The organism is Haloprofundus halophilus, from assembly GCF_003439925.1.
Lineage (GTDB): Archaea > Halobacteriota > Halobacteria > Halobacteriales > Haloferacaceae > Haloprofundus > Haloprofundus halophilus.
Window position 1 is genome coordinate 1433671 of the sequence record NZ_QQRR01000001.1, and the last position, 16787, is coordinate 1450457.

At 66.4% G+C, this 16787-nt stretch carries 18 protein-coding genes; 13 read left to right on the plus strand and 5 right to left on the minus strand.

The features are described 5' to 3' along the window. Nucleotides 1–2: 2 nt before the first annotated feature. Together DV709_RS07170 and npdG are read left to right on the plus strand one after the other, a co-directional pair. Entirely contained in the window at nt 3–239 is a 237-nt protein-coding gene (locus DV709_RS07170; RefSeq protein WP_117593090.1) for a DUF7534 family protein, read from the plus strand. A gap of 86 nt (nt 240–325) precedes the next feature. Continuing rightward, nucleotides 326–994 carry an NADPH-dependent F420 reductase gene (gene npdG, locus DV709_RS07175; RefSeq protein WP_117593094.1) on the plus strand — a complete coding sequence of 223 codons (669 nt, stop codon included), beginning with the start codon at nt 326–328 and terminating at the stop codon, nt 992–994. Nucleotides 995–1085: 91 nt separating this feature from the next. On the opposite strand, the gene prf1 is transcribed toward npdG, so the two are convergent. Continuing rightward, complete coding sequence (prf1, locus tag DV709_RS07180) at nt 1086–2330, minus strand: peptide chain release factor aRF-1 (protein WP_117593096.1); 1245 nt, start codon at nt 2328–2330, stop codon at nt 1086–1088. A 146-nt stretch (nt 2331–2476) separates the two neighbouring features. Here prf1 and DV709_RS07185 point away from each other — a divergent pair, with 146 nt between their 5' ends. Both DV709_RS07185 and DV709_RS18010 read left to right on the plus strand, forming a co-directional pair. Beyond that, nucleotides 2477–3787: a MinD/ParA family ATP-binding protein gene (locus tag DV709_RS07185; protein ID WP_117593100.1), complete on the plus strand. Its 1311-nt coding sequence runs from the start codon at nt 2477–2479 to the stop codon at nt 3785–3787. Nucleotides 3788–3827: 40 nt separating this feature from the next. Further along, on the plus strand, nt 3828–3968 hold the full coding sequence (locus DV709_RS18010) for a hypothetical protein (RefSeq protein ID WP_198665660.1): 141 nt from the start codon (nt 3828–3830) through the stop codon (nt 3966–3968). Nucleotides 3969–3977: 9 nt separating this feature from the next. On the opposite strand, the gene argS is transcribed toward DV709_RS18010, so the two are convergent. Next, entirely contained in the window at nt 3978–5750 is a 1773-nt protein-coding gene (gene argS / locus DV709_RS07190) for an arginine--tRNA ligase (protein WP_117593105.1), read from the minus strand. 223 nt (nt 5751–5973) lie between these two features. On the opposite strand from argS, the gene DV709_RS07195 reads away from it, so the two are divergent. Together DV709_RS07195 and ribB are read left to right on the plus strand one after the other, a co-directional pair. After that, complete coding sequence (locus tag DV709_RS07195; RefSeq protein ID WP_117593110.1) at nt 5974–6672, plus strand: DUF120 domain-containing protein; 699 nt, start codon at nt 5974–5976, stop codon at nt 6670–6672. Beyond that, entirely contained in the window at nt 6672–7376 is a 705-nt protein-coding gene (ribB, locus tag DV709_RS07200) for a 3,4-dihydroxy-2-butanone-4-phosphate synthase (RefSeq protein WP_117593113.1), read from the plus strand. Before DV709_RS07195 ends, ribB begins: the two co-directional genes overlap by 1 nt. 28 nt (nt 7377–7404) lie before the next feature. Here ribB and DV709_RS07205 read toward each other — a convergent pair whose 3' ends face one another. After that, nucleotides 7405–8292, minus strand: coding sequence for an NAD-dependent epimerase/dehydratase family protein (locus DV709_RS07205; protein ID WP_117593118.1), 888 nt, complete (start codon nt 8290–8292; stop codon nt 7405–7407). Between the two features lie 115 nt (nt 8293–8407). Here DV709_RS07205 and DV709_RS07210 point away from each other — a divergent pair, with 115 nt between their 5' ends. Then, nucleotides 8408–9337 carry a branched-chain amino acid transaminase gene (locus DV709_RS07210; protein ID WP_117593122.1) on the plus strand — a complete coding sequence of 310 codons (930 nt, stop codon included), beginning with the start codon at nt 8408–8410 and terminating at the stop codon, nt 9335–9337. Between the two features lie 187 nt (nt 9338–9524). On the opposite strand, the gene DV709_RS07215 is transcribed toward DV709_RS07210, so the two are convergent. Both DV709_RS07215 and DV709_RS07220 read right to left on the minus strand, forming a co-directional pair. Further along, the gene (locus DV709_RS07215) at nt 9525–10157 is read right to left on the minus strand and encodes a DUF502 domain-containing protein (RefSeq protein ID WP_117593125.1); all 633 of its coding nucleotides are present in this window, start codon (nt 10155–10157) and stop codon (nt 9525–9527) included. A 92-nt stretch (nt 10158–10249) separates the two neighbouring features. Continuing rightward, nucleotides 10250–11089 carry a proline dehydrogenase family protein gene (locus DV709_RS07220; protein ID WP_117593129.1) on the minus strand — a complete coding sequence of 280 codons (840 nt, stop codon included), beginning with the start codon at nt 11087–11089 and terminating at the stop codon, nt 10250–10252. Between the two features lie 100 nt (nt 11090–11189). Between DV709_RS07220 and DV709_RS07225 the strand changes: the two genes are divergently transcribed. From DV709_RS07225 to DV709_RS07250, 6 genes are all read left to right on the plus strand, one after another. Next, nucleotides 11190–11732: a CDP-2,3-bis-(O-geranylgeranyl)-sn-glycerol synthase gene (locus DV709_RS07225; RefSeq protein WP_117593132.1), complete on the plus strand. Its 543-nt coding sequence runs from the start codon at nt 11190–11192 to the stop codon at nt 11730–11732. Nucleotides 11733–12011: 279 nt separating this feature from the next. Then, nucleotides 12012–12533, plus strand: coding sequence for an orotate phosphoribosyltransferase (gene pyrE / locus DV709_RS07230; protein ID WP_117593135.1), 522 nt, complete (start codon nt 12012–12014; stop codon nt 12531–12533). A 109-nt stretch (nt 12534–12642) separates the two neighbouring features. Next, entirely contained in the window at nt 12643–13356 is a 714-nt protein-coding gene (locus DV709_RS07235) for a phosphoribosyltransferase family protein (protein WP_058580571.1), read from the plus strand. A 100-nt stretch (nt 13357–13456) separates the two neighbouring features. Then, nucleotides 13457–14887 carry an NCS2 family permease gene (locus tag DV709_RS07240; RefSeq protein WP_117593137.1) on the plus strand — a complete coding sequence of 477 codons (1431 nt, stop codon included), beginning with the start codon at nt 13457–13459 and terminating at the stop codon, nt 14885–14887. 90 nt (nt 14888–14977) lie between these two features. After that, nucleotides 14978–16375, plus strand: a complete 1398-nt coding sequence (locus DV709_RS07245) for an ArsR family transcriptional regulator (RefSeq protein WP_117593140.1) — start codon at nt 14978–14980, stop codon at nt 16373–16375. 145 nt (nt 16376–16520) lie between these two features. Further along, nucleotides 16521–16775, plus strand: coding sequence for a glutathione S-transferase N-terminal domain-containing protein (locus DV709_RS07250; RefSeq protein ID WP_117593142.1), 255 nt, complete (start codon nt 16521–16523; stop codon nt 16773–16775). The last annotated feature ends 12 nt before the right edge of the window (nt 16776–16787 follow it).

Sequence of the window (16787 nt, forward strand, 5' to 3'; positions counted from 1 at the left end):
TGATGGCCCGACGACGTTTCTGGGCGTTCCTGCTCACTATGTTGGCGCTGGACGCCGTGATGCTCGTCGCGATCCCGTTCGTGGTGCCGCCGGACCCGACGGCGCGACTGATGGTGTTCGCCGCCGTGTTGGCGACGATTCCGGCGCTCGCGTTCTGGTTGGCCTACCGCGGCGGGTTCGAGCGCCTCGGCGTCTGGTCGCCGGAAGTGGAGTCGGAAGATTCGGCCGACGACGAGTGAGTTCGACACGGCGACCGAACCCGACGACTGCCGACAGTTCTCACCGCTCGCGTAACGTTTAGGGGACGGCCCGCCTCACATTCACCATGCGAATCGCGTTACTCGGCGGAACCGGCGACATCGGCGAGGGACTGGCGCTGCGGTGGGCGTACGACACCCCCCACGAGGTGCTCATCGGCTCTCGCGACCCCGACCGGGCGCGGCAGAAAGCCGAGGAGTACGAGACGGAACTCGACAGCCGCGGCGTCGACGTGAAGATAAACGGCTTCGACAACGAGATGGCCGCCGACAGGGCGGACATCGTCGTGCTCGCCGTTCCGCCGTACCACGTCGCCGACACCGTCGAAGCGGTCGCGCCGAAACTCGACGACGCGGACGTGCTCGTCAGTCCGGCGACGGGGATGAAGCGCGACGACGACGGCTTTCACTACCACCCGCCGAGCGCCGGGAGCGTGACGCAGTTGGTCGCCGACAGCGCGCCCGACGACGTACCCGTCGTGGGCGCGTTCCACAATCTCGCCGCGGGGCGACTCGCCGACCTGGACGCCGACCTCGACATCGACGTGTTGCTCGTCGGCGACGACCCCGACGCCAAGGAGACGGTTCGGATGCTCGCGGAGGCGATAGCGGGTCTGCGCGCGCTCGACGCGGGCGGCATCGCCAACGCGGCGGAGGTCGAGAGCGTGACGCCGCTGCTGGTGAACGTGGCGGCGAACAACGACGGGATGCACGACCTGGGCGTTCGGTTCGAGTGAGCGCGGCCGCCCGGGCCCGTCGGTGCGTTTGCAGTCGCTGAGAATCGTTCTCAACGAGTGAGAAAATACCGAGGGGAGCGAGTAGCGGCGCTTAGACGCCGGTGGAGTACCGAAGGATGCCCGCGATGCCGCCGAAGGCGTCGTACAGTTGCTCGCCTTTCTCGAAGTCGGTGCTGATGAACTTCGTTTCCGTACCGCGCTGGTCGGCGATCGCCATCAGGTGTTCGATGACGTCCTCGCGCTCGACGACCTCGGCCTCGCCGCCCTCGACGCACTCGTGTTCCGGCGTCGAGTGGCGGGCGTCGACGACCTCGTACTCCTCGGTCCCGTCGCAGTCGTAGACGACGACGTCTCTGCGGAGGTCCTCGCTGATGAGCAGGCGGTCGACCGAGCCCATGACGAGGTTCTTTCTGGTCGCCTCGAACCCGTAGGTGGCGAGGTCGCCGGCGTGGAGGCTCTCGAAGAACTCCTCCATCTCGGCTTTGTCCTTCATCACCTCCTGGTCGGCCAGCACCTCCTGTGCGGCGTCGACCAGGTCGTAGAGGCCCGACTCGTCGGTGTAGGAGACGTCGAACTTCCCGACGACTTTGTCCTGAATCTCGTGGTGGAGGTAGTCGCCGTCGAGGAACTCGTCCTTCGTCGGTGAGGGACCGCCGACGAGGATGCCGTCGATGTCGTGGCGCTTGGCGACGAACAGGTCGTTGGCCATCTCGGCGACCTCCTGGTAGAAGTTGTCGATGGCTTCGAGGCGGAGGCGGGCGAAACGCTGGGCGGACTGGCCACCTTTGCGCTGCTTGCCCGGCACGAGCGAGGAGGCGGATTTGACCGGTTCGACGCGCTTGCCCTTCAGCCACCCGACGTTGGCCTCGCGGCGGTCGAGGACGATGAGGCCGAACAGCCCCTTGTCCGAGAGCATCTGCTCCAGCGGTTCGGTCAGAAAGGCCGAGTCGCAGTGGTAGCGGAACGACTGGACCGGTTCCGGCGGGCTCTCCAGCGTCTTGGTGACCATCGTCGTCTGGCCGCCGCCGGAGTTGATAGCGCCCGAGAAGATGACGATACCGTTGTCCGGCGGGAACGTGTCGAAGTAGCGCAGGCGGTCTTTGATGCTCGTGAGCGCGTCCTGAACGTTCGTCCGCGTCTGCTTGGACTTGATGTTGGCCGCCTCGCTGTGTTCCTGGACGACGTGGTCGACCACGTCCGAAATCTGCTTGTCGGGAGGGATGTAGATGGTGACGAGCTGGGTTCCGGAGCCTTCGTACTCCGACAACTCCTCTATGACCTTCCGGAACTCGTACTTCCGGCGGTCGTCGCTCGGCCCCTCGGCGTCAGCACTCATTACCTCTACTAGTCCGGGCGGGCGGTAAGTATGCTTTGACTGGCGGGCCGCCGGACTGCGAGCGCCTCTGACGGCCGTCGGCGGTCCGACGACGGTCGGGGGCTACATTTATATCCCCGACACGGGAGGATGTGTACAACTCAACTATGGCTTGGATATACGCGGTCGCGAGTGCGAAAGGCGGCGTCGGAAAAACGACGACGACGGCGAATCTGGGCGCGGCGTTGGCGGCGGCCGGCCACGACGTCGCCGTCGTCGACGCGGACCTCGCCATGCCGAACCTCGCGGCCGCACTCGGCGTCGACGTCTCGGACGCGACAGTGCACGACGTGCTCGCGGGACGGGCGTCCGTCGACGACGCGACGTACCGCTCGGACGCCGGCGTCGACGTCGTCCCCGGCGACGGCAGTTTAGACGCGTTCGCCGCCGCGGAGCCGACCGAGCTACGCGCCGTGTTCTCGGCGCTCGAACCGTACGATTTCGTGCTCGTCGACACCGGCAGCGGCCTGAGTCACGACGCCGTCCTCCCCCTGGGTCTGGCCGACGCCGTCTTTCTCGTCTGCAACACCGAACGCGACGCCCTCGGCGACACCGACAAGACCCGCGAGGTGACCGAGCGACTCGGCGGCACCGTCGCGGGCGTCGTCCTGACGCGCGTCGACCCCGAGAACCCGAACGCCGAGGAGGTCGCCGAGCGCCTCGACGCGGCGGTCGTCGAGGCGGTGCCGGCCGACGACGCGGTCGCCGAATCGGTGGCCTCGTCGGTGCCGGTGTCGACGCACGCCCCCGACAGCCCCGCCGCCGTAGCCTACGCGACGCTCGCCGAAGCCGTCGCGGCGTACGACCCGGACGCCGAGGTCGACGACGGAGTCGAGGTGCGGACCGACGAGATCGACGAATCCAGCGAAACCGGTTCAGTGGTCACCGGATCGGAGGCTACCGAATCGGGGGACACTGAGTCGGAGGCTACCGAATCGGGGGACACCGAATCGAAGACTGCCGAATCGACGAACACCGAACCGGACGAGGGTGAGAGCGCCGACGCTGCGGACGGAACGCTGTCTATCGCCAGCGCGGAGGCGAAACTCGGCGTCGACGAGGGCGAGTCCGGCGAGGTCGGACGGGGAGCGACGGAGGAAGCGGCCGAAGACGACACCGCCGAGTCCAACGTCGAGCCCCTCGCCGACGCCATCGCCGAAGCAGAGGAACCGACCGATACGGCCGAGGGCTCCGAGAGCGACCGACCGGACGCTGCGGGTGGGTCCGAGGAGGAGGAGGAAGACGGCGTGTACGACACCGCGCTCGTCGAGGAGGCCGAAAACGCCGAGAGCGAGTCCGGCGGTTCCGGCGACGAACAGCCCCACGACGACGGCGAGACGACGCAAGCGAACGGGAACGAGGAGGACGAGGAGGCCGACACCGAACAGAAGGGGTTCCTCGGTCGACTCCTGCGGTGAAAACGGGAAGTTCTTTTAGGGAACCCGCCACAGCAACGGTATGGCCGAAGACGAAACCGTCCCCTTCTGGTGGGTCGTGTTGTTTCTCGTGCTCGCACTCGGTGCGGGCGCGATAGCCGTCACATCCGTCGGCGGTAGTCTCGTTAGCTCGCCGGGTCTCGCACTCCCGCTTCTCTTCTGACCCGCCGCCTCACATCGAGGTCGGCGCTTCGACGCCGAGCGCGTCGAGCGCGTTGGCGACCGCGTGGCGAGCGCCCGCGACGAGCGCGAGACGCGCCTCCCTGCGGTCGCCCTCGGCGGTGAGCACCGGACACTCGCGGTAGAAGGCGTTGAACGTCTCCGCGAGTTCTCGGGTGTACGTGGCGACGACGTGCGGTTCGAGGTCCTCGGCGGCTTCCTCGATGACCGCCGGGAACCGGGCGAGCGTCCGGACGAGGTCGCGCTCCTCGGGCGCGTCGAGGAGGTCCGCGTCGACGGCGGCGAGGGTCAGCGACTCGCCCCCGGCGACGTCGACGCCAGCCTCGGCGAGGATGCCGCAGCAGCGCGCGTGGATGTACTGGACGTAGGGCGCGGACTGGGCCTCGAAGTCGAGCGCGCGGTCCCACTCGAACGTGATGGCCTTCGTCGGCTGTTTCGAGACGATGTCGTAGCGGACGGCCCCGATACCGACCTGGCGAGCGATGCGTTCGATGTCTTTCTCCGAGAGGTCGTCGTCGCGGATGCGCGAGTCGAGGCGGGACTCGACCTCCTCGCGGGCGCGGGCGATGGACTCGTCGAGCAGGTCGTCGAGGTCGACACCGGTCCCCTGTCGGGTGCTCATCTTCCCCTCCGGGAGGTTGACGTAGGAGTAGATGGCGTGGCGAAGCTGGGAGGTGTCGTTGCCGAGCAGTTCGAGCGCCGCGCCCAGCTGTTCGGCCTGCAGTTTGTGGTCCTCGCCGAGGACGGTCACGGCCTCGTCGTAGTTTGCGAACTTCCACTCGTGGTGGGCGAGGTCGCGCGTCGTGTACAGCGTCGTCCCGTCGGAGCGGAGAAACACCATCTTCTTCTCGATGTCCCAGTCGGTGAGGTCGAGTTGCCACGCGTCCTCTTCGTAGACGGAGTGGTCGGACTCCTTCAGGCGCTCGACCACGTCGTCGGCGGAGCCGTCGCGCATGAACCGCGACTCCTTGACGAACTCGTCGAACACCGCCGGCAGACGGGCGAGCGACTGACGCATCCCGCCGAGCACCTGGTCGACGACGACTTCGACGCGCTCGTACGTCTCCTCGTCGCCCTCCTCCAACCCTCGCATGATGGCTTCGATCTCGGCCTCGGCCGCTTCCACTTCGTCGGCGTCGCCCGCTTCGAGGAACTGGTTGCCTTTGCGGTAGTAGCGCACGAGGTCGTAGTCGGCGCGGTCGCGCTCGGGTTCCGGGAGGTCGGCCTCGTCGAACGTCTCGTAGGCCCACGTGAAGACGGCGACCTGCCGACCCGCGTCGTTGACGTAGTAGTGGCGTTCGACGTCGTTGCCGGCGTAGTCGAGGACGCGCGCGACGGCGTCGCCGAGAATCGGGTTGCGCGCGCGGCCGACGTGGACCGGGCCCGTCGGGTTGGCGCTCGTGTGTTCGACGACGACGGACTTCCCGGTGTCGGGGAGGCGACCGAACTCCTCGTCGGTCGCCGCGGCGTCGAGGGTGTCGGCGAGGTAGGCGTCGGTCGCGGCGAAATTGACGTACGGGCCCTGCGTCGTCGCGTCGGCGACGTACTCGTACTCGCCGACGTCGAGTTCGTCGACGAGTCGGGCGGCGACCTGTGGCGGGGCCGCGCCGAGTTCGCCGGCGAGGCGGAACGCGACGCTGGAGGCGAGCACGGCGTCGACGTCTTCGGGCGGTTCTTCGACGCCGAGGTCGTCGGTCGGCGCGTCGAGCGAAGACAGCGCGTCGGTCAGCGCCGACTCGACCTGACTGCGAAACTCTCTGAACATGCCCGTTGGTTTTCGAGGGTCGGATAAATGTATTTCCGAACAACCGGCCGACCGAGGCGGTCACACGGTAGCCGGTAACGTATCGTCGCGACCGATGAACTTAGATGTGAGAACGACATTACGTTCGGTAGGCACTGCCTTTCGGCGGTAGTCGTCGCATAACACATCTGAGACGCATCTCAGTTTCGTCATACTTATGCGGTCGGCGACCGGAGTGAGACGTATGCCAGATACGGTAGTCGCCGTCGGCCACGACGAGTTGGCCGCGTTGAAGCACGTCGCCTTAGATGGCGGATTGACCGGCCCGGTGAAGGTCTCCTGTGCCGGACTCGCCGGACGTCTCGACGCGTCCAACCAGACGGCGTCACGCCGCCTCCAGCGACTCGACGAGGCCGGCCTCGTCGAACGCGACATCGTCAGCGACGGACAGTGGGTGTCGATAACCGACGACGGCGAGAGCGCGCTCCGAGGGGAGTACGCCGACTACCGCCGAATCTTCGAGGACGACTCCGAACTCACCCTCACCGGCACCGTCACCAGCGGGATGGGCGAAGGCCGCCACTACATCTCGCTTTCGGGCTACATGGAGCAGTTCGAGGAGCGGTTGAGCTACGAACCGTTCGCGGGGACGCTCAACGTCGAACTCACCGACGAGTCGGTTCGGACGCGCGCCGGGATGGCGAACCTCGACGCCGTTCCCATCGACGGGTGGGAGGACGACGAGCGGACGTTCGGTCCGGCGGCCTGCTACGCCGCGACGGTCGAACGCGGAGAGTCGACGTACGAGGCGGCTCACATCATCGTCCCCGAGCGGACCCACCACGACGAGCGCCAACTGGAGATCATCGCCCCCGAGAAGCTCCGGGACGTGCTGGCGCTGGAAGACGGGTCGACGGTCACCGTCTACGTGGAGGACGCCTGATGACGCAACGCGCGAGCGACGACGCGGGCGCGAGCGCGAACGGCGGCGTCCGCGCCGCCGTCGACGCCTTCCGGAGCGGAGCCCCGGTGCTCATCCACGACTTCGACGACCGAGAGGGCGAGACGGACATCGTCTACCCCGCGGGCGCGGTGACGCCCACGGCCGTCTCGCATCTGCGGAACGACGCCGGAGGGCTGGTCTGCACCGCGTTCTCTGACGCCGTCGCCGACGCGGTCGGCCTCCCCTTTCTCGACGACGCGCTCGACCACCCGAGCGCCGGTGACCACGACCTCAGATACGACAGTCGGTCGTCGTTCTCGCTGCCGGTGAACCACCGCGACACGTTCACCGGCATCACCGACGAGGACCGCGCGCTGACCATCACGAAACTCGCGGAGGCGGCGACCGCGGTCGAGGCCGTCCCGGCGAGTTACGGGCCCGAGGAGTTCGCCGCCGAGTTCCGCTCGCCCGGCCACGTCAACCTGCTCCGCGGCGCGCCCGACCTGCTCGCCGACAGACGCGGACACACCGAACTCGGTCTGGCGCTCGCCGCCGAGGCCGACCTCCCGGCGGCCGTCGTCGTCTGCGAGATGCTCGACGACGAGAGCGGGCGGGCGCTGTCACCGGCCGATGCCCGCGCCTACGCCGACCGACGCGGGTTCGTCTACCTCGAAGGCCAGCAGTTGGTCGAGGAACTGGCGTAGTCGAACGCTGGCTCGATATCCTCCGTTCTCACCGCTCTCGCCAGCTACGCGTCGGCTTCCACCCGAGTATCCGTCTCGCCTTCGACGTGTCGACGAGGCTCTCGTGGCCGGAGAGGTCGCCTCGCGTCTCGACAGCCGGATACAGTTCGGCCACCAGCTCGGTCGTCGGGGAGTCCACCGTCGTCTCCGCCGCCGCCGCCCAGAACGCCTCGTAGCCACCGAACTCGGCTTCGATACAGCGACGAAAGAGGTCTGCGAGGTCGTCGAGGTGGACGTACGCGAACAGCGTGTTCCGCGCCGAGTGAAAGAAGGGCGCGTCCCGAATCGCGTCGAGCGAGCGGTCGGCGTCGCCCAGCGCGTCCCGCAGCTGTTCGTCGTCCATGGCGATGGGGAAACGGACCGCGCTCACGCTCGCGGGCCCCGCGTTTCGGCGGGCGATTCCTTCGGCCGTCCGTTCGAGCACGTGCTTGCCGAGCGCGTACGGGTCCCGCGGGTCGACCGGATGCGACTCGTCGACCGGGAGGTAGTCGAGGCGAACCGGGTCCGGGTCGAACCCCGCGCCGAGCGCGCTCATGCTCGACGCGACGGCGACGCTGTCGATATCGAGGTTCTGAGACGCTTCGAGCACGTGGTACGTCGACATCACGTTGCTCTCGAAGGTGACGTGGCCGGGACCGGTGTCGGGGCGCGGAACCATCCCGAGGTGGACGACGCCGTCGGCGTCGCTCGACGCGAGCGAGCCGTACACTTCGCCCGCGTCGAGGAGGTTCGTTCGGCGATACTCGTCGGCGAGCGACTCGCGCCGCGACCCGCGGCTGAGATTGACTGTTCGGTAGCCGCAGCCGCGTAACTCCGCGAGCACGGCGCGACCGACCTGTCCGTTGCCGCCGGTGACGGCGACAGTCTCGATGGCCATAGCTCGGAGTGCGGTCCCCGCCCGCAAAACCCCTCCCACCGATTGGCCGACGGCCGGAGGATAGACCGTGAGGAATACGGGGTGTTTTATACGCTCACCCGCGAATGAGGCCACCATGAGCTTCGACGAGATGGACGTTGACACCATCTGGATGAACGGCGAGTTCGTCGACTGGGACGACGCGAAGATTCACGTGCTGTCGCACGGCCTCCACTACGGGACGGGCGTTTTCGAGGGCGTTCGCTGCTACGACACCGAGAACGGACCGGCCATCTTCCGCTGGGAGGAGCACCTCGAACGGTTCTACGACTCCACGAAACCGTACGAGATGGAGATTCCGTACGAACCGTCCGAACTGACCGAGGCGACGCTCGAACTCATCCGCAGACAGGACCTCCAGAGCTGTTACATCCGGCCGATCGCGTACTACGGCTACGACTCGCTGGGCGTGAGCCCCGGCGACTGCCCGACGGACGTCACCATCGCGGCGTGGCCGTGGGGCGCGTACCTCGGCGAGGAGGCGCTGGAGAACGGTATCGAGGTGATGGTCTCCTCGTGGCGCAAGCACGCCTCCAGCCAGATTCCGACGAACGCGAAGACGACGGGGCTGTACGTCAACAGCCTGCTGGCCGGCGAGGAGGCGCGGCGCAACGGTTACGCCGAGGCTATCGTCCTCAACAAGGAAGGAAACGTCGCCGAGGGTCCGGGCGAGAACATCTTCCTCGTCCGCGACGAGACCATCTATACGCCGGGGCTCTCCCAGAGCATCCTCGACGGAATCACCCGCGACACGGTCATCAAACTGGCCCGCGAGCGCGGCTACGAAGTCGACGACACGGCGACCATCAGCCGCGGCGAACTCCACACCGCCGACGAGCTGTTCTTCACCGGCAGCGCCGCCGAGGTGACGCCGATTCGGCAGGTCGACAACGTCGAGATCGGCAACGGCTCGCGCGGTCCCGTCACGGAAGAACTGCAGTCGGCGTTCTTCGACCTCGTCGAGCGGCGGACCGACGACCACGACGAGTGGTTCGACTACGTCTGAGGAGAACAGAGCGAACAGGCGAGACTCCCGTCGTATCCGTGTGACGCGCCGGGAGTTCTCGCGCACCCGCCTCGGTCCCGACGCGGCGGCGGTTCAGCGCACGCGGGGGTGTTGCCCCGGCATCACGTTTCAACCTACGCAGCGACGACGCCGGGCGTCGGGCCGTCACCGCCGAACTCGCCGCGGTTCAGTCGTCGTTCGACCGCTGGATGTCGTCGACGGAGACTTCGTCGATGACGTCGATGTCGATGCCGGGGTCGGACTCCTCGCCGAATCCGGCGCTGAGGATGCGCGTCAGCGCCTCCTCGACGCGTTCGTCGGTCTCTTCGACTCGATCTTCGTCGACTTCGACGACGAATCCGGAGGTGATGTTCGGGGCGGTCGGGAGAAAAAGGACGACCCGACCGTCGTCGGTTCGTTTGCCGGTCTTGAACGCGGTCATGCGCATGCCGTTCCACGTCTCGATACGAACCGGTGTTTGGAGTTCTTCGGTGCCGGTGAGTGCGGTTTCGACCGCGAGTTTGGAGGCGTTGTAGAGAACGCGAATCAGGGGTACTTGGTTCATCGCGGCGTCGATGCCGTCTTCGACGAGTCGGCCGAAGGTCGTCCGCATGAGGTAGCCGACCGAGAAGACGAGCAACAGGAAGATAGCGAGAATCGTCAGCACGGCCATCCACTCGTACTGCATCTGTCCGACCAGATACTCGATGACCGGCAGGTCGGCGATCTGCTGGTAGAACCAGTTGAGGACGAGGAGGATAACCAGAAGCGGAGTGAGGACGACGAGACCGCTCGCAAAGTCGCGTTTCCACGTGGACATTCTCGCTCGCTACTCCGTCCGGTGGGGTTAAGAGGTCTTCTACCGAGTTGCCGCGTCGTCGCGTCGCGTTTCGCGTCGACCCGCCCGTCGCCTCAGATGCCCGTGATAGCGCGGAGGGCGAACAGCGCGTTCTCCTTGCGCTCGCGGACTCGCCGGTAGAAGTACGAGAACCACTTCCCGCCGTAGGGAGCGTACTGCCACACCTCGTAGCCGTCGTCGGCGAGGTCGCGCTGGGCCTCCTCGCGGACGCCCATCAGCATCTGAATCTCGAACTCGGTGCCGTACTCGTCGTGGAGGTCCGTCGCGTACTGAATCATCGCCGGGTCGTGGCTGCCGACGGCGATACCGCCGTCGAACTCCTGGAACATGAACTCCAGATTCTCGCGGTAGGACTCGTCGACGTCGGCTTTGTCGGTGTAGGCGATCTCCTCGGGTTCGTCGTACGCCCCCTTGACGAGGCGGACCTTCCCGGGGACGTCGACCAACCGTTCGAGGTCGGTCCGCGTCCGCCGGAGGTTCGCCTGCACGCAGACGCCGACGTTGCCGCCGGTCGCCTCCGCGAACGTCTCGTACGCGGCCAACGTCGCGTCGGTCGTGTCGTGGTCCTCCATGTCGACCCAGACGAACTCGTCGTGTTCGGCCGCCGCGTCGGTGATGCGTTCGAGATTCTCCCGGAACGCGTCCTCGCCGACGTCGAGGCCGATCTGGGAGGGCTTGACCGAGATGCAGGCGTCGAGGTCCGTGCGACCGAGGTCGGCCAGGAGGTCGACGTACGCGTCGGCGTCGGCGTCGGCCGGTTCTCGGGTGTCGTAGTGTTCGCCTAACAGGTTGAGGATGACCTTCACGCCGTCGACGTTCGTCCGGCGGGCGTGTTCGAGCGCCGTCGCTGACGTCTCGCCCGCGACGAACCGACCGGCGATGGGCGGAATCATGCAACCCAGTTGCGACCACCCAGTTATCAGCGTTATCCTCTCAGCCCGGGCGGCGACCCGACAGAAGAGGGGTTAAATGCCGCCCGTGAGTGGTCGCAGTATGGTCATCTCGTACCTGGTCTCTGCGGTCTGGTCGATGCTGCCCGCCTACGTGCCGAACAACGCCGCCGTGCTCTCCGGCGGCGGCGACCCCATCGACGGCGGCCGGACGTTGGGCGACCGCCGACTGCTCGGCGACGGGAAGACGTGGCGCGGGACCGCCGTCGGCAGCGTCGTCGGCGTGCTCCTCGCCGTCGGTCTCAACCTCGTCCGCGAGCGCGCCGAGAGACGGTTCGGCGTCTCGCTGCCGGAGTTCAGCCTCGGCGGGGCCGTCGGTCTCTCCCTCGGCGCGATGCTCGGCGACATCGCGGCCTCGTTTCTCAAACGTCGAAGCGGACGTGAACGCGGTGCGTCCTTCCCGCTTCTCGACCAACTCGATTTCGTCGTCGGCGCGCTCGGACTGGCGAAACTCCTCTCGCCGGCGTGGTTCTCGCGGACGTTCACCCCGGGTCGAATCGTCGTCGTCGCCGTCGTCACCCCGGTGTTTCACCTCGTGACGAACGGCATCGCGTATCTGCTCGGGCTGAAAGACGAGCCCTACTGACGCACCTTTTTGCTGCGGAGGGTGCGCTCTGCGCACCCCCACTTGCAAAAATCTGTCTTCGTGAGCGAAGCGAGACCGAAGGTCTCGCAGGCCATGCGGGTGACTCGCGGGTCGCCCGCAGACGAAGCGAAGGAAGGCTCGGGAGAGCTCCGCTCTCCCGGTGCACCAAAAAGCCCGCTCGCTCGTTCCGCTCGCTCGCGGCTCAGAAACTCGCTTCTGACCGCGACCGTCCGCCGCCAACCGGCCCGTTTATCACGCTCGGCGAACCCACAGCGACCAATGACGAAAGCGGAACTCATCGCGGCGCTTCGCGACGCGGAGGCGGTCCAGTTCGGCGAGTTCGAACTCTCCCACGGCGGGACGAGCGACTACTACGTGGACAAGTACCTGTTCGAGACCGACCCGCGATGTCTGCGCCTCGTCGCGGAGGCGTTCGCCGAACACGTCGGCGACGAGAAACTCGCGGGCGTCGCCCTCGGCGCGGTACCGCTCGTAGCCGTCACCTCGGTCGAGACGGGTCGGCCCTACGTCATCGCGCGCAAGAAGGCGAAGGAGTACGGAACCGCGAAACGCATCGAGGGCCGCCTCGACGAGGGCGAGGAAGTGCTGTTGCTCGAAGACATCGCCACGACCGGACAGAGCGCCGTCGACGCCGTCGAAGCTCTGCGCGACGCCGGGGCGAACGTCGACCGCGTGCTCGTCGTCGTCGACCGCGAAGAGGGCGCTACGGAACTGATGGCCGAACACGATATCGAACTCCAGTCTCTGCTGACCGCGACCGACCTGTTGGCCGACCGGTAGGCGACGCGTTCGGGTCACGCGGGCAGCCGCCCGAGAACCATACTCGTGCGCAAAACTCGCCTCGAAGATATCGAAGTGTTCATAGTTGTGCAAACGCGAAACGCGGGGTATGAACAGAGCCGAGAAGGCCGCCCTCCAACTGCAGGCGGTCGCTGTCCTCCGTATGCTCAAGGAGACGCGCACGTACGACGAACTCTCGTCGGTGACGGGGCTTCCGGCCGGTGACCTGAACCGGTACGTCAACGGTCACGTCCTCCCCGGAAGCGAGCGCGCACGCGAAGTCGTCGAAGGCGTTGGCCGCGACGCTCTCTCGTCGGAACTGGAAGCGCGCGTCCGCTTCGACGACGAGGGGTACGTCGACAACTCCGGCGTCGTCTTCGACCAGTCGTTCCTCGACCTCGTCGCGCCCGTCGCCGCCAACAGTTTCGGCTTCGAGCGCCCCGACGTGATACTCACCGCCGCCACCGACGGTATCACGCTCGGCGCGGCGATGGCGCGCTACTTCGACGCCCGCCTCGCCTACGCCAAGAAGTCCAAAGAGACCGCCGTCGAGGAGTTTATCGAGTCGCGCCAGCGTCTCGCCTCCGGCATCGAACTCACCTACTACCTCCCCGCGAGCGCCCTCTCGTCGGGCCAGCGCGTGCTCGTCGTCGACGACCTGATTCGCTCGGGCGAGACTCAGGAGCTGCTCCTGGACATCGCCAAACAGGCCGACACCACCGTGACCGGCGTGTTCGCGCTCATCGGCGTCAGCGACAAGGGACTCGGCCGCGCCAGAGAGCTCACCGACGCGCCCGTCGGCGCGCTGACGACGCTCGATTAACGAGTTCTGCCGACGTTTCGGACCGCCGACATCCACATCGGTGCACAACTGTGCACGAATGGATGGCAATTCTTAAGTTGATAATGCATCATCGACCAACATGGGGTTACTGGATTCGTACTTCGAATTCGAGGAGCACGGGACGAACTTACGAACGGAGGTTCTCGCGGGGATAACGACGTTCCTGACGATGAGCTACATCGTCGTGGTCAACCCGCAGATTCTGAGCGCGGCCATCGACGTGCAGAACCGAACCGACGCGCAGACGATACAGATGCTCGCCGTCGTGACGCTCATCTCGGCGGCGGTGGCGACGTTCGTCATGGCGCTGTACGCGAAGCGACCGTTCGCGCAAGCGCCCGGGTTAGGGTTGAACGCCTTCTTCGCGTTCACCGTCGTGTTGGGGCTCGGAATTCCGTGGCAGACGGCGCTGGCCGCCGTCGTCGTCGAAGGGGTGCTGTTCATCGCGCTCACCGCCGTCGGCGCGCGCGAGTACGTCATCGAACTCGTCCCCGAACCCGTCAAGTTCGCCGTCGGCGGCGGTATCGGCCTCTTCTTGGCCATCATCGGGTTGCAGGCGATGCGCGTCGTCGCCGGCGACTCGGCGACGTTCGTCACGTTCAATCCCGTCTTCGCACAGGACCCCGTCGCCATCATCTCGGTCGTCGGCCTGTTCTTGACGTTCGCGCTCTACGCCCGCGGCGTCCGCGGCTCTATCATCATCGGTATCGTCGCCACATCGGTTCTCGGATACGCGGCGTCGGCGCTCGGTTACAGCGCCTACGCCGCCGACCAGGCACCGCAGGGAACGACGCTCGCGGCGTCGTCGCTCGTCGGCGACACGACGCTCACCTACGACGTCGCGGGCTACGACATCACCCCGCTCGTCGGCGCGTTCCTCGAAGGGCTGTCGAACGTCGACGCCCTCGCCTTTTCGCTCGTCGTCTTCACGTTCTTCTTCGTCGACTTCTTCGACACCGCCGGAACGCTCGTCGGCGTCAGTCAGGTCGGCGGTTTCCTCGACGACGAGGGGAACCTCCCCGACATCGACCGACCGCTGATGGCCGACGCCGTCGGCACCACCGTCGGCGGGATGCTCGGCACCTCCACGGTGACGACGTACATCGAGTCCTCGACGGGCGTCGAGGAGGGCGGTCGGACCGGGATGACCGCGCTCGTCGTCGCGCTCCTGTTCCTCGCCTCGCTGGCCGTCGTCCCGCTGGCGGCGGCGATTCCGATGTACGCATCTCACATCGCGCTCGTCGTCGTCGCGGTGCTGATGCTGCGTAACGTCGTCGACATCCGGTGGAACGACATCACCCACGCCGTCCCCGCCGGGCTGACCATCCTCGTGATGCCGTTTACGTTCTCTATCGCCTACGGTATCGCCGCGGGCATCATCTCCTATCCGCTCGTCAAAATTGCCGCCGGGGAGCGCCGCGACGTGTCCGCAGGCCAGTGGATTCTCGCAGGCGCGTTCGTGCTGTACTTCTTCGTCCGCACGAGCGGCCTCCTCGCCGGGCAACTGTAGCAGCGGTTGTAGCTGACAACCGACAGACAGTAGCGCGTTTCCGTCGACGTAAACACCAACTTTCATAGCGGCGACGACTAATCGAGGGCCATGGATATGCCCTCCAGACGATGGATTCTGCGAGCGCTCGTGGCGTTCGCAGTCATCGGCCTGTTCGTCCCGGCCGGAATCGCGGCCGTGACGCACGACTCCGGCGACGAGACCACGTTACAGCGCGGGACGGTGACCGAACGCGCGAACGGGTCGACCGTCGTCAGCGTCCAAGGATTCCACTTCCAAGGCGAAGGGAACAAGAAGAAACCCGCCCGTCTCGTCTCCGTCGACGAACGCGGCGAGACCGAGTGGGTGTACGACGGCGACGAGCGCGGCGCGACGTGGTTCTACGACGTCGACCCGCTCGACAACGGCAACCTGTTCGTCGTCTCGACGCGTCCGGGGAAGACGCTCGTCTACGAACTGAACCCCGAGACCAAAGAGCGCGTCTGGCAGGAGGAGTTCGACATAGAGGACACCCACGACGCGACGATGCTGAACGACGAGGAGATCGCCGTCGCCAACATGCGACAGTGGAACGACTCCGCCGGCCGCAGCGACGACCGCGTCTTCATCTACAACCGCACGACCGACGAGATAACCTGGGAGTGGTACTTCCGCGACCACTACGACGTCAACACCGACGGCGGGATGAGCGACGACTGGACGCACGTCAACGACATCGAAGCCGTCGGCGACGAGCATTTCCTGCTGTCGCCGCGGAACTTTGACCAGGCCATCCTCGTCAACCGCACCAGCGGGGATATCGACCTCCGACTCGGCGAGGACGACAACTACGAGATACTGAACGAGCAGCACAACCCCGACTACTTGGAGAGCGAGGACGGCAACCCCGTCATCCTGGTCGCCGACTCCGAGAACCACCGCGTCGTCGAGTACGAACTGATAGACGGCGAGTGGGAGCGGACGTGGGAAGTCGGCGAAGGCCAGTTGACGTGGCCGCGCGACGCCGACCGCCTGCCGAACGGCAACACGCTCATCACCGACACGATGAACCACCGCGTCATCGAGGTGACGCCGGAGGGCGAGATCGTCTGGGAGTACTACGCGACGTGGGGGCCGTACGACAGCGAGCGAGTCGCCCACGGCGGCGGGTCGAACGGCCCGACCGTCAGCGACATGGACGCGGAGGGGAGCTACGAACTCTCCGGCAGCGCCGGCCTCGAACCGGGCGAGGGCGACCGCGTCTCCTTCAGCAACTGGGTCGTCGGACCGTTCCTCGACACGCCGCTGGAGGAGCCCGTCAGCGAGTTCGCCACGATGTGGAGCCACCTCACGCCGTGGATTCGACCGGTGTGGCTCTCCAGTTGGGACTTCGTCTACAGCGTACTCGGTGCGCTGCTCCTCGTCGGCTGGGGCGCCGCCGAACTCGTCGTCAACCGCGGCCACATCCGCCGACACGTCGCCGCGACGAGACAACGGCTGGAGCTGTAGCGCGACCGAACACGACCGAACGCGACCGAACACGACCGAACGCGAGCGAATACGACCAAACGCGACCGACGCGACTGGACTCCAGTGTGCGCGCCCGCCGCACGCTCCCAGTGGGCTTTACCTTCCTGCGACCGAACGTCCGCCGATGTCTAACCTCGTACTGTACGAACTGGAGGGCTGTCCCTTCTGTACGAAAGTGAGGAACAAGCTCGCGGAACTCGACCTGGAGTACGAGTCGCGGAAAGTGCCGCGTTCGCACTCCGAGAGAACCGAAGTGAAGGAAGTCAGCGGACAGACCGGCGTCCCGGTGCTCGTCGACGAGAAGCACGACGTTCACGGGATGCCCGAGAGCGACGACATCGTCGCCTACCTCGAAGAGACGTACGGCTCGGCGAGTTGAACCGCGAGCGAA

Excerpts from the sequence above, each read along its gene's own strand:
- DV709_RS07170 (WP_117593090.1), top strand. The coding sequence starts at position 3 with ATGGCCCGACGACGTTTCTGGGCGTTCCTGCTCACTATGTTGGCGCTG.
- npdG (WP_117593094.1), top strand. The coding sequence starts at position 326 with ATGCGAATCGCGTTACTCGGCGGAACCGGCGACATCGGCGAGGGACTG.
- prf1 (WP_117593096.1), bottom strand. The coding sequence starts at position 2,330 with ATGAGTGCTGACGCCGAGGGGCCGAGCGACGACCGCCGGAAGTACGAG.
- DV709_RS07185 (WP_117593100.1), top strand. The coding sequence starts at position 2,477 with ATGGCTTGGATATACGCGGTCGCGAGTGCGAAAGGCGGCGTCGGAAAA.
- DV709_RS18010 (WP_198665660.1), top strand. The coding sequence starts at position 3,828 with ATGGCCGAAGACGAAACCGTCCCCTTCTGGTGGGTCGTGTTGTTTCTC.
- argS (WP_117593105.1), bottom strand. The coding sequence starts at position 5,750 with ATGTTCAGAGAGTTTCGCAGTCAGGTCGAGTCGGCGCTGACCGACGCG.
- DV709_RS07195 (WP_117593110.1), top strand. The coding sequence starts at position 5,974 with ATGCCAGATACGGTAGTCGCCGTCGGCCACGACGAGTTGGCCGCGTTG.
- ribB (WP_117593113.1), top strand. The coding sequence starts at position 6,672 with ATGACGCAACGCGCGAGCGACGACGCGGGCGCGAGCGCGAACGGCGGC.
- DV709_RS07205 (WP_117593118.1), bottom strand. The coding sequence starts at position 8,292 with ATGGCCATCGAGACTGTCGCCGTCACCGGCGGCAACGGACAGGTCGGT.
- DV709_RS07210 (WP_117593122.1), top strand. The coding sequence starts at position 8,408 with ATGAGCTTCGACGAGATGGACGTTGACACCATCTGGATGAACGGCGAG.
- DV709_RS07215 (WP_117593125.1), bottom strand. The coding sequence starts at position 10,157 with ATGTCCACGTGGAAACGCGACTTTGCGAGCGGTCTCGTCGTCCTCACT.
- DV709_RS07220 (WP_117593129.1), bottom strand. The coding sequence starts at position 11,089 with ATGATTCCGCCCATCGCCGGTCGGTTCGTCGCGGGCGAGACGTCAGCG.
- DV709_RS07225 (WP_117593132.1), top strand. The coding sequence starts at position 11,190 with ATGGTCATCTCGTACCTGGTCTCTGCGGTCTGGTCGATGCTGCCCGCC.
- pyrE (WP_117593135.1), top strand. The coding sequence starts at position 12,012 with ATGACGAAAGCGGAACTCATCGCGGCGCTTCGCGACGCGGAGGCGGTC.
- DV709_RS07235 (WP_058580571.1), top strand. The coding sequence starts at position 12,643 with ATGAACAGAGCCGAGAAGGCCGCCCTCCAACTGCAGGCGGTCGCTGTC.
- DV709_RS07240 (WP_117593137.1), top strand. The coding sequence starts at position 13,457 with ATGGGGTTACTGGATTCGTACTTCGAATTCGAGGAGCACGGGACGAAC.
- DV709_RS07245 (WP_117593140.1), top strand. The coding sequence starts at position 14,978 with ATGGATATGCCCTCCAGACGATGGATTCTGCGAGCGCTCGTGGCGTTC.
- DV709_RS07250 (WP_117593142.1), top strand. The coding sequence starts at position 16,521 with ATGTCTAACCTCGTACTGTACGAACTGGAGGGCTGTCCCTTCTGTACG.